Here is a 26,499-nt window from a genome sequence, read left to right as displayed (position 1 = left end):
CGTGTTTCGTTTTGCCCCAGGATTACTGGAGCTTCAGGTTCAGGCTGCCAATGAGCCGCTTGTAGAGGTCCTGCTCGGTCTGCAGCTGCTTGCCGAAATCCTCCGCATTCGAATAGGCGGCTTCGATGCCGGCCGGCAAGCGCGAGGCGAATTCCGGTGAGGAGACCGCCTTGCGGAATGCCGCCGTCAGTTGGGCGTTGAGGGCCGGAGGTGTGCCCTTGGGGGCCAGCAGCCCGATCCAGGGGGTACTGGAAGTCTTGATGCCCGCTTCGTCGTAGGTCGGGACATCGGGCAGCTCCGCCAGACGATGGGCCGAATTGACGGCGATCGCGCGTACCTTGCCGGCCTTGGCCGTTTGCACCACCGCGGGTTCGGTGTACACATCGAGGCGTCCGCCGACGAAATCCTGCAAGGCGGGGCCCATGCCTTTGTATGGAACGGCCACCATGTCGATGCCTGCATGCCGGGTCAGGGTCACCATGGCCAGGTGGGTGAGCGTGCCGTCACCCGGTGTCGCGTAGGTGTATTTGCCCGGCGCCGCCTTTGCCAGAGCCACGAATTCAGCCCAGTTCCTGGCCGGAATCTCGTTGCGGATGGCCATGACCGCGGAGATATGCGCGAACTTGGCCACCGGGACGAAATCCGCGGGGCTATAGGGTGCGGTACGGACGAATGGCGTGATCCCCATGATGGCGGTGGTGCCCACCAGGAAGGTCTTTCCGTCGTGGGTGCGCGACACGGTCTCGGCGGCGATGGCACCGGAGGCGCCTGGGCGGTTGTCGATCACGATCGTGGTGTTGAGATCCTTGGCGACCAGGTCAACGAGAACGCGCGCAGCGGTCTCCAGCCCATCGCCCGGAGGAAATGGCACCACGAACCGGAGCGGAGCGCCGGCACTGGCGCCCTGCGCGTGGACCAGCGGCGTGGCCAGGGACATCGCCAGAAAAGCGGCGCCCAGGGTGAAAGCTCTGCGTAGCGGCATGTGGAAAGTCTCCTTGTTTGATGTGGGTGTGAAAAGTGATGCGGGCGGGCACTCTTAGGGCGTCAGGCCCATGCGTGCGGCCATTTCGGCGCGCCATTGCGCCCGGGGCCGGAACCCTTCCAGGCCACGGGCATGGGCCTCTATCCAGGCGAAGAGTTCATCCGCCGGCAGATCGATGGGCACCTCGACCCGGCAGGGCTGGGAGACGTACCAGGGGGTGTCGACGTACAGCTCGATCCGGTTGCCTTCCGGGTCCCGGAAGTAGACCGAAACCGCATTGCCATGGGTGACCGCGATCAACTCGCCGACCTTTCGGCGCTGGAGTTCCCGGTGAAGCGCCTGAAGGCCCTCAAGTGACGCCGCCTTCAAGGAGATCTGGTTGATCACGTTGAAGTGCTGCTCAGACGGGCGCCCGCTGACCAGCACGATCTGATGATGCTCATCAGGGTCGCGGCTGAGAAAGACCAGCCGCGCTTCGCCGCTGGGGGTAGGCAGCGTCCCGCGATCGGTTTCCGTAAAGCCGAGAACCTCTTTGTAGAACACCGCCTGTTGGTCGATGTTCCGCACAAAAAAGCCGATATGAGAGAACCGGAGTTGCGGGGCCAGGACGTCGGGGTGTCTCATGAAAATGCTTATTTTGAGAATTGAATTATGAATATGTCTAAAAAGTATCTTCAAAAAAATAGAAATTGTCAATATAAGGAAAAATGAAGATTTTTTGAGAGAGGCAGAGCTCACGGTGAGGTGTGGCAAAGTGCGGGCATACTCGCGGTCAGACGAGCGCGCGCGATCCCCGATGGCGTGTTCCGCGGTTCGGCAGACAAGCAATTCGATATGAGTGATGATTCCGGAAGCAGCCTCTCGCGCATGCTCGCGATCCTTGACCGCTTCAACATCGAGCGGTTCGAGTGGACGGTGGAGGATCTGTCGCAGGCCATGGGTTACACCCCGTCCTCGGCCTACCGGTACGTGCGGGCCTTGAGCCGTGCAGGGCTGCTGACGCGCCTGCCTGCGGGGACCTATGTCGTGGGCGCGAAGATCATCGAACTGGAAGCATTGACGCGCCGGGTCGATCCCATCGTGCTGGCCGCGCAGCCGGTGCTCGCTGAGCTCTCAAGGCAGACCGGCTGCACCTGCATGCTGTCCAGCGTCTACGGGGACCGTCTGATCAACGTGGCCCAGCACGTCGGGCTGGAGCCGGTCGAGATCGCCTACACGCGGGGAGAGCCGCTGCCCTGGTTCCGGGGCGCGCCCGGTCCGGCTGTTCTGGCTTTCATGAGCACTCAGCGCGCGCGAAAGCTCTACGAGAAATTCGGGGAGGCGCGAGCGGAAAAGCTGCCTTCGGAAGACGCCGACGATCAGGGCTGGCGGGAGATGCGCGGCCGGCTCAAGACCATCCGCCAGGCGGGATACTGTGTCAGTTTTGGCGAGCTTCAGTCGCAGCTCGTGGGGTTCGGTGTGCCCGTCATTCCGCAAACCGAGCCCATCGGCAGCATCTCGCTCGTGTGCACCAGGCAGCGCGCGGATCTGCTCGACTCACAGGGCATCGGTAAACTGATCGTTGAGCAGGTCCGGGGGTTGAACAAGAAAATAGCCCCTTGAAAGAGCCCCCCTGAGTCGCTGACGCGCCTTCCCCCCAGGGGGGACGCACCTGGCGGCCTGGCAAAGCCAGCTCCGCGGGTGCACTGGTATGGCGTGCTCCGCGGCCTTCGGGTTTTTCGTCATTCCCGCCTGCGCGGGAATGACGGCGAAAAATGGATCGTTATTGAAGGCAAAAACGCTCTAGCGGATGACACACCCTAGCCTTGCGCTGTCATTCTGGCGCGGAAGTCCAGGGGGGTCATGCCTGCGGTTCGACGGAAGAACTTCACGAAGTTGGTGGCTTCTGTAAAACCTAGCCAGTGGCCTATCTGGGCGGCAGTCGCTTCGCTGTGTACCAGGAGGCGCTTGGCTTCCAGGGCCACGCGTTCATCTATCAATTGCTTGGCGGTGCGTCCCGTCATGGCCACGCAGGCCCGCGAGACCGTGCTTTCCGAGAAGCCCAGCCGGTTCGCATAGGCGAGCACGCTCTGGCGCCCGGCATAGCCGGCTTCCAGCGCTTGCGCAAAAAGCGCATGCACCTCGGCCTCCCGGCCCGATCCCTTGGCCGTCCGGCTGGATTGCATCGCGGGCGCCAGCCGCAGCAGCATGGATAGGAGTTCATGCTGAATGAGGGCCACTTCGAGATCGTTGCCCTTGAAGCGCCCGATGTCGCTTTTCAGGCGCCGGAAATCCGAGCTGACCACGGCAAACACCTCTGGCTCGGGCTGGGCCACGGCTGACCACAGGGGCAGCGACAGCAGGCGCATTTCCGGCCCATGGATGGAAGGCATCAAGGCGGTATTGGCCATGAGGATCAAGGTGCCCTCGACGGGGCTGGCCGGCTGCCATTGTTGGACCTGACCCGGCCGCACGAACAGCACCGTTCCCGGTTTCAATTCGTGCTCGATGAAATCAACCATATGCTGGCCCTCGCCCCGCTCTACCAGCAGCACATGAAAGAAGTCCACGCGCTGGGGTCCTGCCAGTGCCCCCGGAGAGGCGCCCGCCCGCAGCTCCTCCAGGGTCAGCGCCTCCACACCGACGGCGGTGAGCCGGGGGTTGTCGAAGTGGACTTCCTTGAGATCCTTTGGCTTGTTCATCTGGGGCCTGCATTGGAGATTCCCAGATTTGACCATGGCTTGCCGCTCTTTGATCTTGGCATTCCGGCCGCGGATTTCAATAATTCATTGAACGGGGAACATGGAGTTCGCCAGCACGAAAGGACATTGAAATGAAAGTAGCATTGATTGGCGCGACAGGGTTCGTGGGTTCCGCTTTGCTGAAAGAGCTTCTGCGGCGCGGGCACGAGGTGGTGGCACTGGTGCGCCAGCCTGAAAAAATCGTAGCGCGGGCGCATCTCAACGCGGTCAAGGCGGATGTCACGAATGCGCAGGAGGTCCAGGCCGCGGTCAAGGGGGCGGATGCCGTGGTCAGCGCCTACAACGCAGGTTGGGCGAATCCCAACATCTACGCTGATTTCATGAAAGGTTCGCGGGCTATCGTTCAAGGCCTCAAGGCTGCGGGCGTGAAACGCTACCTCGTGGTCGGCGGTGCGGGCAGCTTGTACGTCAACGGCCGGCAACTGGTGGATTCGCCGGATTTTCCCGCCGCGATCAGGGACGGCGCCGCAGCCGCGCGCGACATGCTGACGGAGCTTCAAGGCGAAAGCGCCCTGGACTGGACTCTGCTCAGCCCGCCCATCGCGCTGCAGCTGGGCGCACACGGCGAGCGGACCGGCACCTACCGCGTGGGCTCGGACGAACCGCTGATGCAACCCGACGGGCAGCCCGGTACCCTTTCCGCCGCCGATCTGGCGGTGGCGCTGGTCGATGCCCTGGACAAAGGCGAGCACGTCCGCGCCAGGTTCACGGTGGCCTACTGAGCTACGCGCGGCGCTGGCTGCCCCGATAATTGGCGGCATGTCTCAGCCGTCCCTGATGGCGTCTCGGATGCCCTCTTTGGCAAGGCGCCGATCCGTCAATATCCTGCTGTTATTGGGCGCGCTGCCAGCGATGCTGGCGGCGTGCAGCCCCACCATGAACTGGCGCGAAACGCCTATTCCCGGGGCTTCCGTGGCGGCACTGCTGCCCTGCGAGCCCGACCATGCGCGCCGCAGCGTGCCCCTGGGCGGCGTGCCCACCGACTTGACGATGGCCGGGTGCGATGCGGGGGGCGCCACTTTCGCCATCATGGTGGCCCAGGCACCGGCAGCGCAGGCTGGGGCTCTGCTGGCCGGCTGGCGCACCGCCACGCAAAGCAATATGCATGCGCAGGACGTGCAGCAGCAGCCTTTCCAGCCGCGCGGGGCGATCAGCCTGCCTGAATCCGTGCGCATCAGCGCCCGGGGCCAGAAGGCCGACGGCCGTGCCGTGACCGCGCAAGCCGTCTGGACGGCGCGCATCGCGCCGGGCGGTTCGGCGGCGCAACTGGTGCATCTGGTGATGTACTCGGAAAAGCCGATGCCCGAGGCGGCTGAAACCTTCTTCAGCGGGCTCAAGCTGCAGTGAACGCCGTACTGCCGCCCCTGCGGAATTCATGGTGGCTGCATCTGGCGGGCGCGCGGCAGGTTCGCACGACGGATAATCAGCGCCCATGAGCCTTGCGCGTTTTCTCACTCCGTCTTCCGGCTGCCGCCGGTGGCACTTGGCCGCGGCATGAACGGCATTCTGCTGATCACGCACGCGCCGCTGGCCCACGCCTTGCGGCAATGCGCGCTTCACGTGTTCCCGGACGCGGCGCCCGTCATCGCCACACTGGACGTGCACCCCAACATCCCGCCCGACGAGACGCTGGCCACGGCACGCGCCGTCCTGCGGCAACTCGGCACCGACGGCACGCTGGTGCTGACCGACGTCTTCGGCGCGACGCCCAGCAATGTCGCGCAGCGCCTGGTGGAGGGCGCCGCCGAAGTGCGCCTGGTCGCCGGGGTCAATCTGCCCATGCTGCTGCGCGCCGTGTGCTATCGCCAGGAACCGCTCGATACGCTGGTCACGCGCGCGTTGGCAGGCGGCTCGCAAGGCATCATGTCAGTTGCCACGACGGCACCGCAGAACCAGCCCCGAAGGGCCCTTAATGATCAAGAACGAAACGACCATCAGCAATAAGCTCGGCTTGCATGCTCGGGCCTCGGCCAAGCTCACCAAGCTGGCCGGCAGTTTTCCGTGTGAAGTCTGGATGTCCAAGGGTGAGCGCCGCGTCAATGCCAAGAGCATCATGGGCGTGATGATGCTGGCGGCGGGAATCGGCAGTGTGGTGACCGTCGAAACCGACGGCGAGTGCGAGCAGGAGGCGATGGACGCCTTGCTGGCGCTAATCGCCGACAAGTTCGGCGAAGGGGAGTGATCTTGTGATCTTGGAGGAGCGTGCATGACCTTCGCTGTCCACGGCCTGGCGGTTGCCCGGGGAATTGCCATCGGGCGCGCGGTGCTGGTGGCCTCCAGCCGGGTGGATGTGACGCACTACTTCATCCAGCCAGACCAGATCGAGAACGAGGTTGCACGGTTGGACGTGGCGCGCGATGCCGTCCTGGATGAATTGCAGCGCCTGCAGACCGATATGCCCAAGGACGCTCCGCACGAGCTGGGCGCGCTGCTCAATGTGCATCTCATGCTGCTGCAGGATGAAACCTGGAGCGGCGGGGTGCGCCAATGGATCACGGAGCGCCTCTACAACGCCGAGTGGGCATTGACCACGCAACTGGACATTGTTTCGCGCCAGTTCGACGAGATGGAGGACCCCTACCTGCGCGAGCGCAAGGCCGACCTGGAACAGGTGGTCGAACGCGTCCTGCGGCGCCTGAAAGGCGCGGCGCAGCCGGTGGCCGAGCCGCCGCCGCGTGCCGCCCGGCAACAGGAACTGCTGCTGGACGATACGTTGGATGTGCCGCTGGTGCTGGTGGCGCATGATTTGTCGCCGGCCGACATGCTGCAGTTCAAAAAGAGCCTGTTCACCGGGTTCGTGACCGACGTCGGCGGCAAGACCAGCCACACCGCCATCGTGGCGCGCAGCATGGACATCCCCGCAGTGGTGGGCGCGCGCTCGGCCAGCTACTTGGTGCGCCAGGACGACTGGGTCATCATTGACGGCGATGCGGGTGTGGTGATCGTCGACCCCTCTCCCATCATCCTGGCCGAATATGGTTTCAAGCAGCGCCAGGGGGAGCTCGAACGGGGGCGCCTGGCGCGCCTGAAGAATACGCCTTCGGTGACCCTGGACGGCCAGAAGGTCGAATTGCTGGTGAACATCGAGCAGCCCGGCGATACGTCCGCTGCGCTGGCGGTGGGCGCCGTGGGGGTCGGCCTGTTCCGCAGTGAATTCCTGTTCATGGGCCGGCAGGGCCAATTGCCCGACGAAGAAGAGCAATACCAGGCTTACCGCCAGGCCGTGGAAGGCATGCATGGCATGCCGGTGACCATCCGCACGGTGGACGTCGGCGCCGACAAGCCGCTGGACAGCCGCCACGACGCCGCGCATCTCAACCCCGCGCTGGGCTTGCGGGCGATCCGCTGGAGCCTTTCCGAGCCAGCCATGTTCCTCACCCAGCTGCGGGCCATCCTGCGCGCCGCCGCTCATGGCCAAGTGCACTTGCTGATCCCGATGCTGGCACACGCCAGCGAGATCCGGCAGACCTTCGAACTGATCGGTAAGGCGCGGGAGCAGCTCGACAAGCGGGGGGATGTCTATGGGCCCGTGAAGGTCGGCGCCATGATCGAGGTGCCGGCGGCGGCCATGAGCCTGCCGTTGTTTCTCAAGTACTTCGATTTCCTGTCGATCGGCACCAACGATCTGATCCAGTACACCCTGGCGATCGATCGCGCCGACGAGTCAGTGGCGCACCTCTACGATCAGTTGCATCCAGCCGTGCTGCGCCTGGTGGCCGACACCATTGCCACCTGCCATGCGCAAGGCCGCCCTGTGAGCGTGTGCGGCGAAATGGCGGGCGATCCCAGTATGACGCGCCTGCTGCTGGGGCTGGGCTTGCGCAGCTTTTCCATGCACCCTTCGCAGATCCTTTCGATCAAGCAGGAGATCCTGCGCGCCGACGCTGGCAAGCTGCAGGCCTGGGCGCAGGCCGTGCTCGAGAGCGAGGAGCCCTCAGCATTGTTGCTGGAGTGAGTGCGCGCTCACACTTTTGGCAACACATGTAAATCGCTCCCCCGGCTACGATCTTCACCCCTCGACCGCTTCGAACCTTCGCTCATGGCGCAGGCTTGGCGAAGCGGCACTTAAACCGGAGCAAAGGCTCCGGTTTCCTTTTTGAAGACACGTGAATGGGAGCATGGATGACACGAACCGAATTGACCCGCAGGAGCGCGGCCCTGCTGATGCTGGCCAGCCTGGCCGCATGCGGCGGAGGCGGGGGCAGCGGAGATGATGCGGGCACCGGCAATCCAGGTGGCGAGACGCCGGGCGGTGGTGATTCCGGCGGCAGCGATCCTGGTAGCGGCGGCAATCCCGGCGGCGGTTCGGGTGCAGTGACCGGCACCTACCGCCTGCAAGCAGGCGCGAGCAGCAACGCCCAGGGATTGGCCGACGCCAATCGCATGGGGGCCGAGGGATATGCGTTGGTGACCTCTCTGGCCAACACCGTGGGCACGTCCGTGACCATTGGCGACTACTACATGAGCGACACCGCTCATACAGGCCACAAGCTCACCTATGCGCTGCAGCCTGACGAGGCCACGCTGGTGGGGTTCCTGGATCAGCTCAACCGGCAAGGTGCCAATGGTTATGCGCTCAAATCCAGCGTGGTGTCTTCCGCCGACTTTCAGGATGTTCAGAACCTGTATGTGAAGAACACCAGCCGCAGCGACCAGTTCAGCTACGAGGCGCTCACCACGGATCTGCAAACACCGCAGGCGATGGCTGACGAGCTCAATCGCCAGGGCAGCCGCGGTTTCCGCTTCATCGGGCCGATGATCGTCGGCAGCACCATGTTCACCTTGTATGTCAGGCGCAGCGACGGCGTGACCTATCAGTACACGGTGGAGGCCGAGAGCAATGCCTACACGGCCGCTGACCGGGCTGGCCTGCAGGCGGTGCTCGATGCCAAGGGCGCGGGTGGCTGGCTCATCCGCGGCACCGAGGCCAAGGGGCCCGTGCAGGCGCCATCCTTCATGAACATCTATGAGAAAAGCTCGGCCCATAGCGGGGCTATCGAGTACGCCGTGGAGGCCACGTCCAACAATGCCAGCCTGCAGGACCTGCTTGGAAGCATGAATAGCAACGCGGCCAAGGGCTTCTTTTGGCTGTCCCAGGACATCACCGGCGACGGCAAGATCAACACCATCTCGGTCAAGAACGGCGGAACGCTGCTTCACCCGCTTTCGGGCGTTTCCTTCCCTTAAGAACGTGTTTACGATCTCTTCGCGGGTCCGTTGCGCCGAAATCGCAAACACGTTCTAAGGCTGTCAGCCTGGCTGGCGGTACCCGCCTTGGTAAAGCAAGGCCGGGCGGGTGCCCAAGAACGTGTTTCCGTTCTTAGAAATTCATTTCCTTGTCGACATCCTGCGTCTTGCGCCGGGCCATGGCCAGGTTGGCACGCGCCTTGTCCAGCACGAAGTAGATGAACACGCCTTCCTTGCGCGAGGACGGCCGGATGATGTGGTACTGCTTGCCCAGGGTGATCAGAATGTCTTCGATCACGTCGCTCAGGCCCAATGCCCGCATGGTCTTCATCTTCGACCGTACCACCTCGGTATTGCCCGCGGCCGCGACTTCCAGGTCTACGCCGGAGCCGATGGAGCCCAGCATCATGCCGCTGGCCGAATCGACCACGGCCCCGCACATGGCGCCGTCCAGGGTCATCAGTTCTTCGAGTGTCTGCTTGATGTTTGCCATGGTTTCCTCCTAAGAATGCCAATCAACAATTCGAGCGTGTGGATCGATACCGCTGCCGTGACACGCCAGAAACACGGACGGCGGCTTTAGATTCAGAGGTCCTCCACGAGAAGGGCCAGCTTTCTTGTTTCCTTTTGCCACTGGGCCCAGTCCGTCGTGCTCTGGTGGCGCGTGAGCGCCAAAAGCAGGATGCCCTTGCCGCAGGGCAGCATCGTGAGGCGGCCCTGTGTGTGCACCATGATGGAAGCGCGCAGGTCGCCCAGTTTTTCGAACTGGGGCGACAGGCGCTTATGCAGGCGCCAGTAATCGCTCGCAGCTTCGGCGAAGGTCTGCACGTCGTCGATGCTGCCGGCGTGGTGCCAGACCATGCCTGTCTCGATCTCCACGAGCGCGCAGCCATCCACGCCGGGCGTTTGAGCCATGGCGTCCAGCGCCTGCCTGAGTTGCATCTGCTTCATGCAGCCGCCAGATCTCTCGCAAACTGGGACACCTGGTACGCCACCTGGCCCAGGATGGCATCCTGCCCGGCGATGACGCTGATGACCAGATCCGCGCCGGGGCGGTACACGCTGTGCACGATGGCGAAGCCCTCTTCGGTATCGATCGTCACACTGCGGCTGCGGCCCAGATGGGCTTCCTGCGACACCACGGCGCTGATCGCGAAGATGGAGCTGGCCATCGCGGCCACGCGCTCGGGGTCGCCCTGCTTCATGGCAGATCCCAGGTCAAACCCGTCTACCGTGGCCACCACTACGGCGACGACGCCCGAGGTTTCCTGCAGCAAGCGCTCGGCTTCCCGCTGGATCCATGCCTTGGTCGTGGATGAGAGGTGCAAGGGTTCTCCCAATTTCATGCTCCATACAAACTGGCTTCCAGCTGCGCAAGCAGCGTATCGATCAGCAGGACGACATCGCCGCGGCGGCGTGCGTCTACCTCCAGCACCGGCAGTACGAGACCGTACCGGCCTATCTCGTCGAGGTAGTCCTCCAACCCGACGGAAGCATGCTCGGTGAGCCGGCCCACGCCCACCACGCAGGGCAGCTCCTTCAGCTCGTCGGAGAAGCCGTCCAGGTACGTGCGCAGGTCCTTGAGGGGGTCCGGCCGGGAGTTGTCGGCCAGGATGATCAGCCCCAAGGCGTTCTTGACCAGGATCTTCCAGAGGAAATCGAAGCGTGCCTGCCCTGGTGTGCCGAACAGGCGTATGCGGTCGCCATTGGCCAAGGTCAATTGGCCGAAATCCAGGCCTACGGTGGTATGGCTCTTGCTGTGAGAGGCGTCGGTGTTGACCACATCGGTGATCACGGGCGGTGTTTCGCTCACGGCACCGATGGCAGTGGTCTTGCCAGCACCCATCGGGCCTGTGAAGAGTATCTTGTGCTCGGTCATCGGATGTTGAACTAAAGGCCCAATCGCTTGCGCAGACCGGCGATCAGCCCCTGCGTGAAACGAGGTTTGGCGGCACGGGCTGGCGGGGGCGCGGCTGCGGTGCTCGCGGCCTCTGCCGCCGCGCTGGCGGCGGGGGCCGGTTGGAGCAGGCTGGAGGCCTGCAGGATCTGCATGAAAACCTGGCACTGATGGGGCGCGAAACCTGTCAAATTGACCAGGTCGCGCGCATTGAGAGCCCGGCGGGAGAGCAAGGTGGCCATGCGGATGCGGTCTGGATCGTTGCGCAGAATGCCCTGGCGCGGCCAGCGCTGCAGGCGGAGGCGGGGCGCATCTTCAGGGGGCAGCGCAAGCGGCTCCGGCTCAGGCTCCGGCGCGGATGCGGGCCCGGCGGGGGAGGCCAGCGCCTGCACGAATGCGGGTTCGGGCTCCGCGGGCGCTGGTTCCGGGGCAGGTGCGGGTAGGGATTCGGGCTCGGGGGCGAGGAGGGGGGCGGGGACTACCTTGGAAGGAGAGGCAAGAATGCTTTCTACTCCCTCCAGCCAGTGGCGCAGCTTTTGAGGGCAAAGCGGTCTGGGCAGCCTGTCGGTGGCTTCACCGGTATCGTGGCGAGTAAGGTGGAGCACGTGCCGGACGGCTGGCTCCGTATCCGGCAGGGGGCTTGCCTCGAGCGCGGAAGCCTCTACCAGAACCGCGTCGTAGGGCGGTTTTTCAGCGTAGGCCCACTGGCATTGCCCCTGCAGGCCGTAGAGGCGCAACACCATACGGACCAACTCCACATCCGTGGGAAGGAGCGCATGGGTGCCTAACCTCAGGGACGACATGGGATGTCAACGGAGCGTGGCGTGAGCCGAACTGGAACATTAAAAAAATGACAACTTCAGTATATATTTGATTTGAAACAAGTGAATCAAATCTTTTCAGAAAGCGTAGGATTTTTGAGACTTGGCCTTAGAACGTGAACACGTTCTTGCACAGCGGCGCGCGTCAGGGAGATATCAAGGCAGGTTTTCCCGGAAGATCACCTGACTGCGCGTCGCCTCGACGCCGGAGAGCACATCACGCCCCTCGCGCAGGTTCGCGAAGATGCGCACGCAGCTCATCAGCGCGGTTTGCGGGCTCTGCGTGATTACCGCGTCCATGCTGCCGTCTATGAGCAGCGCGCGCGTGTCGGGCGTGAGGCCGTGCCCGATGAAAACGACCTGATGGTCGCGCCCCGCTTCCTTCAGCGCCCGAGCCACGCCGTCGGAGGCACCGCCGATGTTGTAGATGCCGCCGAGTTGCGGATGCTGCTCCAGCAGGGCGCGGGTCTGGCGGTAGTTTTTCTCGGCGTCATCTTGCCCTTCTCGAAGGCCCACCACCTCGAGGCGGCCGAACATCTCGTCGATCACGCTTAAGAAACCCGCCTCGCGCTCCTCATGGGCGCTGTAGCTGCGGCTGCCGGCGATCAGCGCGACCTTGGCGGCGCGCGTGCCGATGAAGCGGCCGATCAGATAGCCGGCGGTGCGGCCCGCGGCGCGGTTGTCCAAGCCAATGAAGGCCGCGCGCTGCGAGTTCGCGAGATCGGAGATGATGGTGACGACCGGGACGCCACGCGCCGCCAGTGTGCCTACCGCCTCGCGTACCGCGGGGTGTTCCAGCGCCATCATCACGATGCCGTCGCTGCGCTGGCCATGGTGCAGCAGGGCAGCCGCCAGGGCATGCGGGTCGAAGCCGGCAATGAATTCGGTGCGGCAGCGCACGTTCAGCGGCGTCCAGTGTTCATGCGCATAGCTCACCATGTCGCCCAGCATGCGGATGAAGCGGTTGCTGCCGGCCGGCAGCAGGAACGTGATGTGCTGGGGCGCAGGCGCTGACGCGGCCGGCAGGCTGGCGCCAGGCAGGTATTCCAGTTCGGCCGCGGCCTTGAGCACGCGTTGCGCCGTGGCATCGCGCACACCCGGCCGGCGGTTGAGCACGCGGTCCACGGTGGCGGTGGACACCCGCGCGGCGCGCGCAATGTCGGCCACGGTTGGCAGGCCGCCGGGCGGCTCTGAATGATCAAGGCGTGCTATCCGTGTCGTCCGTGTCATACGCGCCATCCGTTAGACCTTGGGCGTTGGCTTGAGTACATCAAAAACCATCATTTCGAAGTTTGACGAATTGATGTCCATTGTCTATCGTTCGCCCACTTCAAGCCATCAGTGATGCATCAATTCGCATCATTACCACAACGGAGACACGCATGCAGAACCCGACCCGCCGCCGCGCCTTGCGCACCCTTTCCGCCGTGCCCGCCGCGGGCCTGGTCTCGGCGTTGCCGCGCATCGCGCGCGCCGCTGAGTTTTCCCTCAAGTACGGCAACAACCTGCCGCTGACACATCCGCTGAACATCCGGGCGCAGGAAGCGGCCGACCGCATCGCCAAGGAAAGCAAGGGCCGCGTCGAGATCAAGATCTTCCCGAACAATCAGCTCGGAGGCGATACCGACATGCTGGCCCAGGTGCGCTCCGGCGGCATCGACTTCTTCACGCCTTCGGCGCTGGTCATCGCCACGCTGGTTCCGGTGGCTGCCATCAATGCCGTGGGCTTCGCGTTCAGCGACTACAAGCAGGTCTGGGCGGCAATGGATGGCAAGCTGGGCGCCCATGTGCGCGCGGCCATCGCCAAATCGCGCCTGTATGCGTTCGAGAAGATGTGGGACAACGGCTTCCGCCAGACCACCAGCAGCAAGGCGCCGGTCACTGGCGCCAAGGACATGGATGGGCTGAAGATCCGTGTGCCCGTCTCGCCGCTGTCGATCTCGATGTTCAAGGGCCTGGGCGCCGCGCCGGCCAGCCTGCAGTTCAGCGAGGTGTATTCCGCCCTGCAGACCAAGATCGTGGACGCGCAGGAAAACCCGCTGCCCATCATCCAGGTGGCCAAGCTGTACGAAGTGCAAAAGTACGCCTCCCTGACCAATCACATCTGGGATGGCTACTGGTTCATCGCCAATGGCCGTAGCTGGGAAGCGCTGCCCGCCGATCTCAAGGCCATCGTGGCACGCGGCATCAACGAAGCTGGCCTTCAGCAGCGCGAAGACATCAAGAAGCTCAACGACTCCGTGGTCGATGACCTGAAGGCCAAGGGCTTGGCGATCAACACGCCATCGTCCGACAGCTTCCGCGCCAAGTTGCGTGAATCGGGCTTCTACGGCGAGTGGAAAGGCCGTTTCGGCGCCGAGGCCTGGGGCTTGCTCGAAGCCGCCGTCGGCAAGCTGGCCTGAGAACGTGCTGGCGATCTTGACATCATGACCGCGTTCACTGCCGCCGCCGCCGATCCGCTGGCCACTCCGGCTGGCCGCCGCGGCTGGGCCGCCACGGCTGATGCCGTTCTGGGCGGCCTGGTCGAATCGGCCGCCGCCCTGCTGGTGGTGGCCGAGATCGTCGTGCTCTTCGCGGGGGTGACGGCGCGCTACGCGTTTCATGCGCCGCTGGTGTGGTCGGACGAGCTCGCATCGATCCTCTTTCTCTGGCTGTCGATGCTGGGTGCGGTAGTGGCGCTGAGACGCGGCGAGCACATGCGCATGACGGCGCTGGTCACCAAGGCTTCTCCGGGCACGCGGGCTGTCCTCGATGCCCTGGCCATCGCGGCCTCCGTCGCCTTCCTGGCGTTGATCGCGTGGCCTGCCGTGGACTACGCGCATGAAGAGTCTTTCATCATTACTCCAGCGTTGGAGGTCAGCAATGCCTGGCGGGCAGCAGCATTGCCCACGGGCATCGGGCTCATGTTCGTGGTGGCGCTGCTGCGCCTGGTGCGCACCTGTACCTGGCGCCAGTCCGTTTCGGCGCTGGCGGGCATGGCGCTGCTGGTGGGCTTGTTCTGGCTGGCCGGTCCGGTGCTGGCGCCGCTGGGCAAGCTCAATCTGGTGATCTTTTTCGTGGTGGTGGTGGCGGCCACGGTGCTCTCCGGCGTGCCTATCGCGTTTTCCTTCGCGCTGGCGACCTTCGGCTATCTGGCGCTGACCACGCGCACGCCGCTGCTGGTCATGGTGGGGCGTCTGGATGAGGGCATGTCGCACCTGATCCTGCTGGCGGTGCCGCTGTTCATTTTTCTGGGCGCGCTGATTGAGATGACTGGCATGGCGCGGGCCATGATCCAGTTCCTGGCAAGCCTGTTGGGCCATGTGCGCGGCGGATTGAGCTACGTGCTCATCGGCGCCATGTACCTGGTATCCGGCATCTCGGGCTCCAAGGTTGCCGACATGGCCGCCATCGCGCCGGTGCTATTCCCGGAAATGAAGAAGCGTGGCGCCAAGCCGGGCGATCTGGTGGCGCTGCTGTCGGCCACCGGCGCTCAGACCGAGACTATCCCGCCCTCGATCGTGCTCATCACCATCGGCTCGGTCACGGGTATCTCCATCGCCGCTTTGTTCACCGGCGGCATGGTGCCCGCCGTCGTGCTGGGCGTGTGCCTGTGCAGCGTGGTGTGGTGGCGCTACCGCAAGGAAGATTTGAGCGGTGTGCCGCGCAGTACCTGGCCGCAGATCGGCCGTCTGCTGCTGGTGGCATTGCCGGCAGTGCTGCTGCCGTTCGTGATCCGCGCCGCTGTGGTCGAAGGCGTGGCCACGGCCACTGAGGTATCCACGATCGGCATCGTGTATTCAGCGCTGGTGGGTTTGCTGGTGTACCGCCAATTCGACTGGCGGCGGCTCAAGCCCATGCTGATCGAGACGGCTTCGCTTTCGGGCGCCATCATCTTCATCGTCGGCTGCGCCACGGCCATGGCCTGGGGGCTGACGCAATCCGGCTTCTCGCAGGACCTTGCCCAACTGATGGCCGGCATTCCCGGCGGGCAGTACGGCTTCCTGGCGGTGTCCATCGTGGCCTTCGTGCTGCTCGGCAGTGTGCTGGAGGGGATCCCGGCCATCGTGCTCTTCGGCCCTCTGCTTTTCCCCATTGCCAAGGCGGCCGGCGTGCATGAAGTGCATTACGCCATGGTGGTCATCTTCGCGATGGGCATCGGGCTGTTTGCACCGCCATTCGGCGTCGGCTACTACGGCGCATGTGCCGTGAGCAAGGTTGATCCCGACGCAGGCGTGCGCTACATCGGCGGCTACATGGCCGCTCTGCTGATCGGTCTGATCCTGGTGGCTGCCGTGCCCTGGTTCTCCATCGGATTCCTCAAATAAACCACCAACGGGAAATACCATGAGCCGTTTCTTTGGCGAGATTCGCCAGCTTGGCTATGTCGTGAACGACATCGAGGCCGCGATGGACTACTGGAGCCGCACACTGGGTGTAGGCCCCTGGTTCTACAACCCGCGTGTACCGATCCAGAACTACCGCTACAAAGGCGAAGCCTACGAGCCGCACAACTCGGTGGCGCTGGCCAACTCCGGCTTCGTGCAGGTCGAACTGATCCAGACCCGCAACGATGTGCCTTCGATGTACCGTGACTTCCTGCAGGCCGGGCGCACTGGCTTGCAGCATGTGGCCTATTGGACCAGCCACTATGACGCTGATCTGGCGCGGCTGCTGAGCGAGGGCTTCAAACCGGTGATGAGCGGCGAAGTGGGTGAGCGCGGGCGTTTCGTGTACTTCGATACGGAGTACCACCCCGGCACGGTGATCGAGCTGTCGGAGGTCGCCGGCCCGAAGGGAAAGATGTTCGATCTGATCCGGCAGTCTTCCGAAAACTGGGACGGCAAGACCGACCCCGTGCGCCCTTTTCCTGACCTGAGCAAACTCTGATGTCCAGCGAGCGCGTCCACGCCAGTTATCTGATCGAAACGCCGCTGGTGCCCGCGGCGGTAGCCGAGGTCATGGCAGGCGAGCAGTCCTGCGGCACCTTCAAGCGGGTGGAGGGCGAGACCGATGCGCTGCGCGCCCGTGCACGGGCCATCGTGGAACGCGTGGAGACGCTGGAGACCGTGGATGCGCCCAGCCTGCCCAATGCGCTGTTGGAACGCCAGGGCCACCGTGGCCCCTGGCAACGCGCGCGCGTGCACCTGTCTTTCCCGGTGGCCAACATCGGAGCCAACCTGCCGACGCTGGCTGCCACAGTGGCCGGTAACCTCTACGACCTGGGCGAAAGCACGGGCATGCGGCTGGAAACGTTGCGGGTGCCGGCCCACTACCGCCGGCGTTTCGAGCTCCCGCGCGTAGGCATCGTGGGCACGCGCGCCGCGACCGGTGTGTCCAGCGGGGCTCTGGTGGGCACCATCATCAAGCCCAATGTGGGCTTTTCGGCCGCACAGACGGCCGAGCTCGTGGGGCGCCTGTGCGCTGCCGGGGTGGATTTCATCAAGGACGACGAAGTCTGCGCCGATCCAGACCATGCGCCTTTGGCCGAGCGCGTGCCCGCTGTCATGGCGGTGGTGCGTGCGCATCAGGAGCGCACCGGCAAGCACGTGATGGTGGCATTCAATATTACCGACGAGGTGGACGACATGCGCCGCCACGCGGATCTGGTGCAGCGCGAAGGCGGCAGTTGCGTGATGGCCAGTCTCAACTGGTGCGGCTACTCGGCCATCCAGGCGCTGCGCCGCCATACACCGCTGGCATTGCATGGCCACCGCAACGGCTTCGGTGCGCTGTCGCGCCATCCGATGCTGGGCATGGGCTATCAGGCCTACCAGGTGCTGTGGCGCCTGGCCGGCGTGGACCATATGCACGTGCATGGGCTGGAGGGCAAGTTCTCCCAATCGGACGCCGAGGTGATCGATGGCGCGCGCGACTGCTATACCGCTCTGGCCGAAGGGCTGGACGACACAGTGATGCCCGCTTTCTCTTCGGGCCAATGGGCTGGCACGGTACCGGCGACGTGGGCCGCCGTTCAGCGAGATGATCTGCTGTTCATGTCGGGCGGGGGCATCCTTGCCCATCCGGATGGCCCTGCCGCCGGTGTCGCCAGCATCCGCCAGGCTTGGGATGCGGTACGCGCGGGTGACACGCTGGATAGCGCGGCACGCGCGCATCCCGAGCTGGCAAACGCGTTGGCTTTCTTCGGCCGCGCATGACGGCCACTGGCGCGCAGCCGCCCACGCTGCTGTTCTACGGCGACGACTTCACAGGCGCCACTGACGCGCTGGCCACCGCGGCCGAAGGCGGCCTGCGCAGCCTGCTGTTCCTGCGGGTGCCCGATGACGCCTTGCTGGAGCGCGCCGGACCGCTCGACGCGGTGGGCATCGCCGGAGCCGCCCGTTCCATGCCGCCGGTTGAGATGGCCGCGGAACTGGCTCCCATCGCCGCGCTCGCGCAACGCCTGCGTCCTCGCGTGTTGCACTACAAGGTGTGTTCCACCTTCGACAGTGCGCCTGATGTCGGCAGCATTGGCGCCGCCGTCGCCGCGCTGCGGCCGGCGGCCGGCGTGCCATGGACTGCTATCGTGGGCGGGCAGCCGCAGCTTGGCCGCTATTGCCTGTTCGGCCAGCTTTTTGCCGCCGCGGGCACGGGCGGAGAGGTGTTCCGCATCGACCGCCATCCGACCATGAGCCGGCACCCTGTCACGCCCATGGGTGAGGCCGACCTTCGGTGGCATCTGGCCGCCCAAGGCCTGGCGCCGCTCGCTCTGCTGCCATGGACAGCCCACGAAGGCGGTCCCGCATCCTTGCAAACGGCGCTCGATGCATCGCTTGCCTCGGGGCCGGCGGGGGTGCTGTTCGATGTAGCCGACGCTCCGCAGCTGCGGATGCTCGGCGGGCTGTTGCGGCGCGTGGCGGCTGATGCCACGTTGCTCGCCGTCGGCCCCAGTAGCGTGGTCGATGCCCTCGGTGATGGCCGCATGGTCCGGGCGCCGGCTGGAATCGCCCCGGCGCGCGCGCCGGTGCTCGGCGTCGCAGGCAGCCTGTCGCCGTTGACGGCGCGGCAGGTGGCGGCCGCCCGGTCTTTCGTGCGCCATACGGTGCCTCCAGAGCATCTGCTTGCCGAGACGGCTCGCACGGCCGCGGCCGACGCCGCCGTGGCCGACTTGCAGGCTGGCCGCCATGTGCTGATCGTCAGCACGGACGACGAGCAAGAGGCGCAAGGTGACGGCCGCCGCATTGCGCAGGCCACCGGCCAGCTGCTGGCACAGGTGCTGGCGCGCGTCCCGCTGCCGCGCATTGGCGTGGCGGGCGGAGACACTTCCAGCCATGCGGTACAGGCGCTGGATGCCTGGGGATTGTCGCACCTGGGCCGTCTGGCGCCGGGCGTGGCGCTATGCCGGCTGCACAGCGAACGCACCGCGCTCGACGGCATGGAGCTCATGCTCAAGGGCGGCCAGATGGGCGGTGAGGCCCTGTTCGAGGACCTGGTGCACGGTACGGCAGCCAGATGACGCGTTGCCGCCGCCGAGCTTCGGTCAGTGCTGGTCGACGATGCTGGCGATTGCCGAAGAATAGGCTGAGGTCGTCGATGTGCTGACGGCCGGCTGGCTGGCCACGGTGTCGCGCAGATGCCTGGCGCTGTCGCCGATGCGGGCGCGAAGTGACGCGAGATCCCAGCCCACGAGCCGGCCATCGCGCTTGAGCAGTCTGCCTGCGACCATGACGTGGCACACGTCTGAGGCGCGGGCCTGCAGGACGGCGGCGGCGACAGGCTCGGCTGGCGGCATGTAGTGCAGTCCGTCGGTGCGCAGCGTGATGAGGTCGGCAGCCTTGCCGACTTCGATACTGCCCACTTCGTGCGCGAGGCCCATGGCGGCGGCGCCGTCGATGGTGGCGAACTGCAGAGCGTCGAAAACCGTCGGCGAAACGGTGGCTGGCATCTTGCGCTCGCGCAGTATGGGTTCGTTGCGCAATGCGCGCTCGGTCTGCAGCGCGATGCGCATCTGGGAGAACATGTCGCCCGAATAGTCCGAGACGATGTCAATGCCTAGCGAGGGCCGCAAGCCTGCGCGCAGGAGTCGGCCCGTCACGGGGAAGCCCATGCCCATCTGCAGTTCGGTTTCCGGTGTGACCGACACGGCGCCACCGCTGTCGCGAATCTGCGCCAGCTCCTCATCGCTTGAGAAGTTGCAATGGACATGGAGGATGTCGGGGCCCAGCAGCCCGGCATTATTCATGCGCCCCACGGTGTCGGGCGTGGAAAGCGTGCCCATATGGGCTGTCATCCGCAGGCCGTGATCGCGCGATACCTTGACCTCGGCGGCGGTTTGCTCGCTCGTGACGAGCCCGCCCTCGGTCAACGCAGTGCCCAAGGCCATGACGCCCGCCGGCCGCGACGCGAAAGTGCGCGCCATGCGGGCCGCATCGGCGAGCCGCTCGGCATGGGAGCAGAAAGCCGGTTGCTCCAGCGGCACGTCATAGAAGCCATAGCTCAGGATGCCCCGGATACCACTGGCGCTGAAGGCGTCCACGGCGGCATCGGCATGGGCCGGGCTGTTCATGATGTGGCAGAAGTCGCACATCGAGGTGATTCCGGCATCGATGGCTTCAAGTGCACCGACCAGCACGCTGGCATGCACATCTTCCGGCCGGTAGGCGCGCGCGTAACCCATCCGGATGTTGCGCACATACTCCATCAGGCTCCAGTCGGCGGCGACACCGCGGATACCGGTCTGCCAGCTATGGCGGTGTGTATCGACGAAGCCGGGCAGCAGCAGTTGCCCTGATGCGTCAAGCACTTGGGCGTCGCCTGCGGGGATGTCTTGACCGATCGCGGCGATGCGGCCGCTTTCGATCAGGACGTCCAGTTTTTCATAGGGAGGCCGGCCGGGCGCGAGCGTGAGAGCGGTCGCACCCCGGATCAGCATCCGAGTGGGAGGGGTCGAGGTCATTCGGGCATCCGGGAAGGAGACTTCATGCCGGCGGCGATGAAAGTGGTGAGTTGATCCAGCACCAGCGCGGCGGAGGCGCTGGCAGGATCGGAAGGCACGAGCTGGTCGACACGGCCATTGTGTCCGCGCACGTACATCATGCAGCCAAACAGGCAGTGCAGCCGCCAGTAATACTCCTCGTTCGTGAGATGCGGGCACGCCGCGCGCAGCAATCCGGAGAAGCGCTTACCCACCGCGTCGAAAGTCTCGAACACGATTTCACGCACGCCAGGCGTGGGATCGACGGAGCACAAGGCGGAAATGCGGTCGAAATTGCGCCCGTCCGCGCTCTCGCGCAGGCGGATGGCAGGACCAATGAATGCCTCGATCAGGCGGCGGATGGCCGCGATGCCTTCACCGGGCTTCTTCTCGCAGGCATCCAGCAGCGCATTGCGCTCAGCATTCATGGCGGCACCGTGTTTGGTGAAGATGGCTTTCAGTACGCCTTCCTTGGAGCGGAAGTAGTAGTGCGCGGACGCGGTGTTGCTCTGTGCCTCCGCCATGATGGAGCGTAGGGATACGGCACCGATGCCTTTCTCCGCAAACAGCTTTTCCGCGGCCAGGAGGATGCGCTCCGACGTCTGGATGTCTTTGCTGATGGGCGTGGTGCTTGACGTGGGTTTGGACATGGGATCGAGATGATAGGACCCGAAATATCCTGGAGTGTAGAGAGGTCATCTCAAAAAATCAATCAAATGACTAAATTGGTTGAGTTAATCATTTGAATGAATCACTTGGGTTAATCAAGTGATTGACTTTTTTCAGGCGCTTGCCTACACTGCGCGGCGTTCGAAGGCTGCATGGTGCAGCCGCACTTAAGGAGACCTCATGAAATTCATCGCATTGCGCCGCCAACTGTGCGTCGCGGCAGCCTTGCTCGGTACCGTGGCGGGGGCGAGCGCTCAATCGAACGAAGTGCGTATCGGCTTCATCGGCCCGACCAAGTCACTGGTCGGCAAGCAACTGGTGCAGGGGGCTCAATTGGCGGTTGATTTCGTCAATAGCGAAGGGGGCATCCTGGGTGGCCGAAAAGTGCAGATGGTGGTCTATGACACGAACTTCCAAGCCAATGAGGGTGTCGCGTCGACGCAGCGCTTGCTCACGCAGGACGGGGTCAAGGTCATCGTGGGCGAGATCAGCAGCACGGTCGCGCTGGCCACTCTGCAACTCGCGCGTGCATCCAATGCGGTCTTCATCTCCGCCGTCCCCAAGCACCCGGACCTCACCAAGAGCGGCTATGACAAGGTGTTCCGCCTGAACTCCACCACGGAGATGGACAGCAAGTTCGTTCAGGAACTCAAGGCGGACGGCAATGTCAAGAAGGTAGCGGTCATCGCCGAGAACAGCGATCTGGGCCGCGTGACCATCGATGGCATGAAGAGCATTCTGGGCTCTCGCGTCGTCATGGCGGACACGTATGAAATGACTCAGTCCGAGTTCAGCACACTGGTGACGAAGGCCAAGGCGTCGGGAGCCGACACCGTGTGCCTGGCGGGTTCGAACATGGAGCAATGGGGGAATATCCTGCGCCTGTTGGACGAACTGAAAGTCAATGCCCGCCGCTGCGTGTTGCCAGGTTTCCTGAACTCGCGGGGGGTGCAGATTGGCGGCAAGGGCGCCGAAGGTTCATTCAGCGCCGACATCTACGTCACCTCGCTGGACAACGCGCTCAACCAACGCTTCGTCAAGGCTTACGAAGCCAAATACAAGGAAGCGCCCGAGAAGATCGAGGCTCTGGGCTTCGAAAGTATCTGGTTGGCCGCGCAAGCCATGAAGAAGGCCGGCACGGCCGACGATACCTCAAAGATCGCGAAGGCATTGCACGCGGAGTCGTGGGAGACGCCGCGCGGACGCTTGAGTTTCGACGCCACTGGCCAGGCAAGCAACGGCGGCCTGCTGCCGCTGGTTGTCAAGAATGGCAAGATGATCGTCGACAAGCGTTGATCGAGCGGACCGACAGTCATGGTTGAGCTGATTGCGCAGCAGTTCGTCAACGGGTTGAGTGCGGGCATGGCCTATGCCCTCGTCGCCCTCGGGCTCACGCTGATCTTCGGTGTGCTGCATGTCATCAATTTCTCGCACGGCGAGTTCTACATGCTCGGCGCGTTGGTCGTGGTGGTGGGCATGCAGGCGCTCGGCGCGCCTTATCTGGTGATGCTGCTGGCGGCGCCGGTGCTCATGGCGGCTGTGGGCCTGCTGATTGAACGCGTATCGGTGGGGCCGTTGCTGTCCAGGTCCGACGGTCTTTCCGATGCACTGCTGGCGACTTATGCCGTCAGCCTGCTTCTGGCCGATGCCGTACTGGCTGTGCGTGGTCCGGCTCCGGCGGGCGTCGGCGGCTTTGAGGGCGCGCAGGAAGTATTTGGCGTTGTCCTCAGCCATCAGCGCATCTTCGTGTTCGTCGTGGGGTTGCTGCTGATTGCCGTGCTCGAGGCCATGCTCCGGCGCAGCCGCTTCGGCAAGCAGATGCGCGCCGTGGCGCAGAACCGCTTCGCGGCGCAGGTGGTGGGCATCGACGTGCGCGGCGTGGGCATGCGCACCTTCATGCTTGGTGCCGCCATCGCGGGACTGGCTGGCGCCCTCCTGGTGCCCATCGCGCAATTCACTCCCTACATGGGGCACAACGTGGTCATCAAGGCTTTCGTGGTGGTGGTGATCGGCGGCATGGGCAGCGTGGCTGGCGCGGTGGTCTGCGGCCTGGGCCTTGGAGTGGCTGAGGCATTGGTGGGCCTGGCGCTCTCCGACGGCTTCACCACTGCCCTGGTCTATGCCCTACTGCTCGTGACCCTGATGGTGCGGCCGCAAGGCATGTTTGGAAAGGCAGCCCGATGATGCGCGATCGCTCTCTGGCCGGGTTGGTGCTGGCGGTGATCGCCTCGATGCTCGTGGCCACTCTCCTCAAGTCGCCTGTCTATGCCGGCTTGGTGGCGTACGCTGCCGTTCTCGGGCTCTTTGCCCTGAGCGTGAACCTGGTTTTTGGCACGCTTGGCTACGTCACTTTTGGCCACGCTGCTTTTCTTGGGCTTGGGGCTTATACGGCCGGTATCGTGACGCAGGCATTTGGCCTCAACTTCTGGTGGACCGTGCCGCTTGCAGTTGTGCCTGGTGTTTTGCTTGGCGCGGTGCTCGGACTGGCTTCCATCCGCCTTGGCGGCGCGTACTTCGCGATTGCCTCGCTCACCGTGGCGGAGATCCTTCGTCTGGTGGCTGCCAACTGGGTGGATCTGACGCGGGGTCCCATGGGGCTTGTGGTCATGCCCTCGGCACTGCCGGGAAGCTGGCATGGCATCGGGCCGCAGGCCGGGTTCCTCGGTGCCGTGCTGATCGCAGTGGCGCTGACCGTGTTCATCCTCCGGCGCCTGCAGGGCAGCCCGGTGGGGCGCGCCTGGACTGCCATACGGCAATCGCTGCCGCTGGCCGAATCCTTGGGTATCCCCACCCTGCGCTATCGTGTGGCGAATCTTGCACTCTCCGGTGGGATCGCGGGTTTGGCGGGGGCGTTGCTGGTTCCCAAGATTCTCGTGCTCACACCGGATCTGTTGGGGCCGGTCTATTCGGCAACCGGTTTGCTGGCGGTGATTCTGGGCGGCCGGGGTACGTTGATCGGACCGCTGCTGGGTGGAGCGATTTTCGCTGTGCTGCCCGAGTGGCTGCGCTTCCTCGGCGACCTGCGGTTGGCGGTGTTCGCGTTGCTGCTGCTTCTCATTGTCCGCCTGCTTCCGGGCGGCTTGGCATCATTGCTGCCGAGACCGCGGTCGCGCCGCACGTTGACGGCAACACCGGCTGCGCAGGAGGAGCGGCGGCTCGAGGCTGTTTTTCCGCCCGCGACCGAAACCTTCGAACGTGGCGAACTGCTGCTCGATGTGCGAGGCGTGGCCAAATCGTTCCGGGGCCTGCGCGCGCTCGGCGGTGTGGATCTGAAGGTGCATGCCTCGGAGGTGGTTGGGCTTATCGGTCCCAACGGTGCCGGAAAGACGACCTGCCTGAATGTGCTGAGCGGGTACTTCGCGCCGGATTCGGGCCAGATCCGGCTGCTTGGCCAGGATGTGGCTGGAATAGCTTCGCATCGCATGGCGCGGCTGGGCTTGGTGAGAACATTTCAGCAGACTACGCTTTTTGGCGATCTGTCGGTGGCTGACAATGTGCTGGTTGCCACGCATCTGGCAGCCTCCGAGCATGCGCTTGCCGCCGTCGTGCGGACGCGAAGCTTCCTGAAGCGGGAAGCCCACCGCGCTGCGCATGCGCGTGCGGCGATCGAGCGAGTCGGGCTGGGCCATCGTGCGGACGCGCTGGCGTCGAGCCTTTCCTATGGAGAACAGCGGATGCTGGCCATTGCGAGCGCGCTGGCCGCCGGCCCGCGCGTGCTGCTGCTCGATGAACCAGCCGCGGGCCTCAACCATACCGAAGCCACGGCACTGGCCAACCTGATCCGGTCATTGCGGCGCGAGGGCATGGGGATCATCATCATCGATCACAACCTCAAGATGATCATGTCGCTGTGTGATCAGGTGGTGGTGCTGCATCATGGCGAGAAGATCGCGGCGGGCACGCCCGACGAAGTGCGCAGCGATCCGGTTGTCGTGCGTGCCTACATGGGCGGGGTCGCGGAGGACAAGCATGCTTGAGGTGCGTCAACTGAAGGTCACCTATGGTGCAGTGTGCGCCGTCGACGGACTCGATCTGGACATCGGCCGGGGTGAGGTCGTGGCCCTGGTCGGCGCCAACGGCGCAGGCAAGAGTTCTACGCTCAAGGCCATCGCCGGCATGGCCGAGGCGAGCGGATCGATCTGCCTGGATGGCCGTGAAGTCGGCAAGCTGGCCGGCTGGCGCCGTCCTGCGATCGGCATTGCGCTCTCGCCCGAAGGTCGGCAGGTTTTCGGCGACATGAGCGTACGCGAAAACCTGGAACTGGGGGCGGTGGGTGAAGGTGCGGCCCATCTTGCCGAGGGTATCGAGGCGATGTATGGGCTGTTTCCGCGGTTGCGGGAACGCCAGGATCAGGCAGCGGGCACGCTTTCCGGCGGTGAGCAGCAGATGCTTGCGATCGCCCGCGCGCTGATGTGTCGTCCGCGCGTGCTCATGCTCGACGAACCCACGTTGGGAATCGCGCCCATCATCGTGCGGCAGATCGCAGAGATCATCCGGTCGCTGCGCGAGAGCGGCCTATCGATTCTCTTGTCAGAGCAGAACGTCGAGATGGCTCTGGCGGTTTCCGATCGAGCCTACGTCATTGAGTCCGGGCGCCTGGTGCGCAGCGGGCTCAGTACCGATCTGGCTGGCGATCCGGCCATCCAGGCAGCTTATCTCGGTCTTTGAAAGATTTCATGGAAAACAAACAGAATATGTATCGCAACGGGCAGGTTCGCCGCGTGGTCACAGGCCATGACGCACAAGGACGCGCCGTGGTCTCCAGTGACGGCATGGCGCCCAACGTGATTGCCCATCCACACCGGCCGGGCTATTTCAGCACCCAGTTGTGGACCACCTTCGCCACGCCGGCTCCGATAGGCAATGAGGCCGACCCGACCGCGGAGGCGGGGAAAATGCCCTTGGCACCGCCAGCGGGCGGCTCCGTTGTGCGGGTGGTTGATTTTCCTCCTGAATCCGACGCCGTAAAGACGCTTGACAGCGAGCAAGCCAAGGCGGCGTTTGACGCCATCGGCGGCCACGGTGCGTCGACCTTCCAGGCTGGCGCACGCCACCCGTTCATGCACCGCACCGAATCGATCGACTACGGTATCGTGCTGTCGGGCGAAATCTATCTCGTGCTCGACGAGCGCGAGGTATTGGTCAAGGCCGGCGACGTGGTGGTACAGCGAGGCACGAATCACGCGTGGAGCAACCGCTCCGGGGCGCATTGCCAAGTGCTGTTCGTGCTTATCGACGGCAAGTTCGGGCCGGATTGCCTCGGCGCCTGATAACCCGAACCGCTGCTTCCTTTCCAAAGCGGTCAGCAC

The 26,499-nt window shown here is 64.4% G+C and carries 28 protein-coding genes; 17 read left to right on the top strand and 11 right to left on the bottom strand.

The features are described 5' to 3' along the window. Nucleotides 1-22: 22 nt before the first annotated feature. Together WJU18_RS29280 and WJU18_RS29275 are read right to left on the bottom strand one after the other, a co-directional pair. Nucleotides 23-982 (bottom strand): Bug family tripartite tricarboxylate transporter substrate binding protein, encoded by a 960-nt coding sequence (locus WJU18_RS29280; protein WP_423457807.1) that lies wholly within the window; start codon nt 980-982, stop codon nt 23-25. Nucleotides 983-1,036: 54 nt separating this feature from the next. Then, nucleotides 1,037-1,606 (bottom strand): VOC family protein, encoded by a 570-nt coding sequence (locus WJU18_RS29275; RefSeq protein WP_423457806.1) that lies wholly within the window; start codon nt 1,604-1,606, stop codon nt 1,037-1,039. A 210-nt stretch (nt 1,607-1,816) separates the two neighbouring features. On the opposite strand from WJU18_RS29275, the gene WJU18_RS29270 reads away from it, so the two are divergent. Beyond that, a complete protein-coding gene (locus WJU18_RS29270; protein WP_423457805.1) occupies nt 1,817-2,584 on the top strand; it encodes an IclR family transcriptional regulator in 768 nt (255 codons plus the stop codon). A gap of 197 nt (nt 2,585-2,781) precedes the next feature. Here WJU18_RS29270 and WJU18_RS29265 read toward each other — a convergent pair whose 3' ends face one another. Beyond that, entirely contained in the window at nt 2,782-3,663 is an 882-nt protein-coding gene (locus tag WJU18_RS29265) for an AraC family transcriptional regulator (RefSeq protein ID WP_423457804.1), read from the bottom strand. Between the two features lie 131 nt (nt 3,664-3,794). On the opposite strand from WJU18_RS29265, the gene WJU18_RS29260 reads away from it, so the two are divergent. The 6 genes from WJU18_RS29260 (at nt 3,795) to WJU18_RS29235 (ending at nt 8,910) form a co-directional block, all read left to right on the top strand. After that, a complete protein-coding gene (locus WJU18_RS29260) occupies nt 3,795-4,445 on the top strand; it encodes an NAD(P)-dependent oxidoreductase (protein ID WP_423457803.1) in 651 nt (216 codons plus the stop codon). 154 nt (nt 4,446-4,599) lie between these two features. After that, entirely contained in the window at nt 4,600-5,070 is a 471-nt protein-coding gene (locus tag WJU18_RS29255) for a hypothetical protein (RefSeq protein WP_423457802.1), read from the top strand. Nucleotides 5,071-5,217: 147 nt separating this feature from the next. Next, nucleotides 5,218-5,667 (top strand): PTS sugar transporter subunit IIA, encoded by a 450-nt coding sequence (locus WJU18_RS29250; RefSeq protein WP_423457801.1) that lies wholly within the window; start codon nt 5,218-5,220, stop codon nt 5,665-5,667. Further along, a complete protein-coding gene (locus tag WJU18_RS29245) occupies nt 5,636-5,905 on the top strand; it encodes an HPr family phosphocarrier protein (protein ID WP_423457800.1) in 270 nt (89 codons plus the stop codon). The genes WJU18_RS29250 and WJU18_RS29245 overlap by 32 nt, the downstream gene beginning before the upstream one ends. A gap of 24 nt (nt 5,906-5,929) precedes the next feature. Then, nucleotides 5,930-7,678: a phosphoenolpyruvate--protein phosphotransferase gene (ptsP, locus tag WJU18_RS29240; protein WP_423457799.1), complete on the top strand. Its 1,749-nt coding sequence runs from the start codon at nt 5,930-5,932 to the stop codon at nt 7,676-7,678. A 167-nt stretch (nt 7,679-7,845) separates the two neighbouring features. Then, complete coding sequence (locus tag WJU18_RS29235; protein WP_423457798.1) at nt 7,846-8,910, top strand: hypothetical protein; 1,065 nt, start codon at nt 7,846-7,848, stop codon at nt 8,908-8,910. 133 nt (nt 8,911-9,043) lie between these two features. Here WJU18_RS29235 and WJU18_RS29230 read toward each other — a convergent pair whose 3' ends face one another. From WJU18_RS29230 to WJU18_RS29205, 6 genes are all read right to left on the bottom strand, one after another. Beyond that, nucleotides 9,044-9,403, bottom strand: a complete 360-nt coding sequence (locus WJU18_RS29230) for a hypothetical protein (protein ID WP_423457797.1) — start codon at nt 9,401-9,403, stop codon at nt 9,044-9,046. Between the two features lie 92 nt (nt 9,404-9,495). Next, on the bottom strand, nt 9,496-9,861 hold the full coding sequence (locus tag WJU18_RS29225; protein ID WP_423457796.1) for a roadblock/LC7 domain-containing protein: 366 nt from the start codon (nt 9,859-9,861) through the stop codon (nt 9,496-9,498). Further along, nucleotides 9,858-10,256, bottom strand: coding sequence for a roadblock/LC7 domain-containing protein (locus tag WJU18_RS29220; RefSeq protein ID WP_423457795.1), 399 nt, complete (start codon nt 10,254-10,256; stop codon nt 9,858-9,860). The genes WJU18_RS29225 and WJU18_RS29220 overlap by 4 nt, the downstream gene beginning before the upstream one ends. Further along, nucleotides 10,253-10,789: a GTP-binding protein gene (locus tag WJU18_RS29215; RefSeq protein ID WP_423457794.1), complete on the bottom strand. Its 537-nt coding sequence runs from the start codon at nt 10,787-10,789 to the stop codon at nt 10,253-10,255. The genes WJU18_RS29220 and WJU18_RS29215 overlap by 4 nt, the downstream gene beginning before the upstream one ends. A gap of 11 nt (nt 10,790-10,800) precedes the next feature. Then, nucleotides 10,801-11,550: a hypothetical protein gene (locus WJU18_RS29210; RefSeq protein ID WP_423457793.1), complete on the bottom strand. Its 750-nt coding sequence runs from the start codon at nt 11,548-11,550 to the stop codon at nt 10,801-10,803. Nucleotides 11,551-11,784: 234 nt separating this feature from the next. Then, nucleotides 11,785-12,858, bottom strand: coding sequence for a LacI family DNA-binding transcriptional regulator (locus tag WJU18_RS29205; RefSeq protein WP_423457792.1), 1,074 nt, complete (start codon nt 12,856-12,858; stop codon nt 11,785-11,787). A 152-nt stretch (nt 12,859-13,010) separates the two neighbouring features. Between WJU18_RS29205 and WJU18_RS29200 the strand changes: the two genes are divergently transcribed. From WJU18_RS29200 to WJU18_RS29180, 5 genes are read left to right on the top strand one after another with little or no spacing between them, the layout of a single operon-like run. Next, nucleotides 13,011-14,030 (top strand): TRAP transporter substrate-binding protein, encoded by a 1,020-nt coding sequence (locus WJU18_RS29200; protein ID WP_423457791.1) that lies wholly within the window; start codon nt 13,011-13,013, stop codon nt 14,028-14,030. 24 nt (nt 14,031-14,054) lie between these two features. Beyond that, nucleotides 14,055-15,935 carry a TRAP transporter large permease subunit gene (locus WJU18_RS29195; RefSeq protein ID WP_423457790.1) on the top strand — a complete coding sequence of 627 codons (1,881 nt, stop codon included), beginning with the start codon at nt 14,055-14,057 and terminating at the stop codon, nt 15,933-15,935. Between the two features lie 19 nt (nt 15,936-15,954). Beyond that, complete coding sequence (locus WJU18_RS29190; protein WP_423457789.1) at nt 15,955-16,497, top strand: VOC family protein; 543 nt, start codon at nt 15,955-15,957, stop codon at nt 16,495-16,497. Further along, nucleotides 16,497-17,765, top strand: coding sequence for a ribulose-bisphosphate carboxylase large subunit family protein (locus WJU18_RS29185; RefSeq protein WP_423457788.1), 1,269 nt, complete (start codon nt 16,497-16,499; stop codon nt 17,763-17,765). The genes WJU18_RS29190 and WJU18_RS29185 overlap by 1 nt, the downstream gene beginning before the upstream one ends. Further along, entirely contained in the window at nt 17,762-19,063 is a 1,302-nt protein-coding gene (locus WJU18_RS29180) for a four-carbon acid sugar kinase family protein (protein ID WP_423457787.1), read from the top strand. Before WJU18_RS29185 ends, WJU18_RS29180 begins: the two co-directional genes overlap by 4 nt. A 24-nt stretch (nt 19,064-19,087) precedes the next feature. Here WJU18_RS29180 and WJU18_RS29175 read toward each other — a convergent pair whose 3' ends face one another. Beyond that, complete coding sequence (locus WJU18_RS29175) at nt 19,088-20,503, bottom strand: amidohydrolase family protein (protein ID WP_423457786.1); 1,416 nt, start codon at nt 20,501-20,503, stop codon at nt 19,088-19,090. Next, nucleotides 20,500-21,171 (bottom strand): TetR/AcrR family transcriptional regulator, encoded by a 672-nt coding sequence (locus WJU18_RS29170; RefSeq protein WP_423457785.1) that lies wholly within the window; start codon nt 21,169-21,171, stop codon nt 20,500-20,502. Before WJU18_RS29170 ends, WJU18_RS29175 begins: the two co-directional genes overlap by 4 nt. Before the next feature lie 199 nt (nt 21,172-21,370). On the opposite strand from WJU18_RS29170, the gene WJU18_RS29165 reads away from it, so the two are divergent. The 5 genes from WJU18_RS29165 to WJU18_RS29145 are packed head-to-tail and all read left to right on the top strand — an operon-like array spanning nt 21,371 to nt 26,460. Then, nucleotides 21,371-22,486 carry an ABC transporter substrate-binding protein gene (locus WJU18_RS29165; protein ID WP_423457784.1) on the top strand — a complete coding sequence of 372 codons (1,116 nt, stop codon included), beginning with the start codon at nt 21,371-21,373 and terminating at the stop codon, nt 22,484-22,486. 18 nt (nt 22,487-22,504) lie between these two features. Continuing rightward, a complete protein-coding gene (locus tag WJU18_RS29160) occupies nt 22,505-23,374 on the top strand; it encodes a branched-chain amino acid ABC transporter permease (RefSeq protein ID WP_423457782.1) in 870 nt (289 codons plus the stop codon). Next, complete coding sequence (locus WJU18_RS29155; protein WP_423457780.1) at nt 23,371-25,167, top strand: ABC transporter permease subunit; 1,797 nt, start codon at nt 23,371-23,373, stop codon at nt 25,165-25,167. The genes WJU18_RS29160 and WJU18_RS29155 overlap by 4 nt, the downstream gene beginning before the upstream one ends. Next, nucleotides 25,160-25,858: an ABC transporter ATP-binding protein gene (locus WJU18_RS29150; protein WP_423457778.1), complete on the top strand. Its 699-nt coding sequence runs from the start codon at nt 25,160-25,162 to the stop codon at nt 25,856-25,858. The genes WJU18_RS29155 and WJU18_RS29150 overlap by 8 nt, the downstream gene beginning before the upstream one ends. An 8-nt stretch (nt 25,859-25,866) precedes the next feature. Then, nucleotides 25,867-26,460: a cupin domain-containing protein gene (locus WJU18_RS29145; protein WP_423457777.1), complete on the top strand. Its 594-nt coding sequence runs from the start codon at nt 25,867-25,869 to the stop codon at nt 26,458-26,460. Nucleotides 26,461-26,499 lie beyond the last annotated feature (39 nt).

Source organism: Ottowia sp. VDI28 (assembly GCF_049532675.1).
Classification (GTDB): domain Bacteria; phylum Pseudomonadota; class Gammaproteobacteria; order Burkholderiales; family Burkholderiaceae_C; genus Ottowia.
This window is presented reverse-complemented; position numbering and strand designations above follow the sequence as displayed.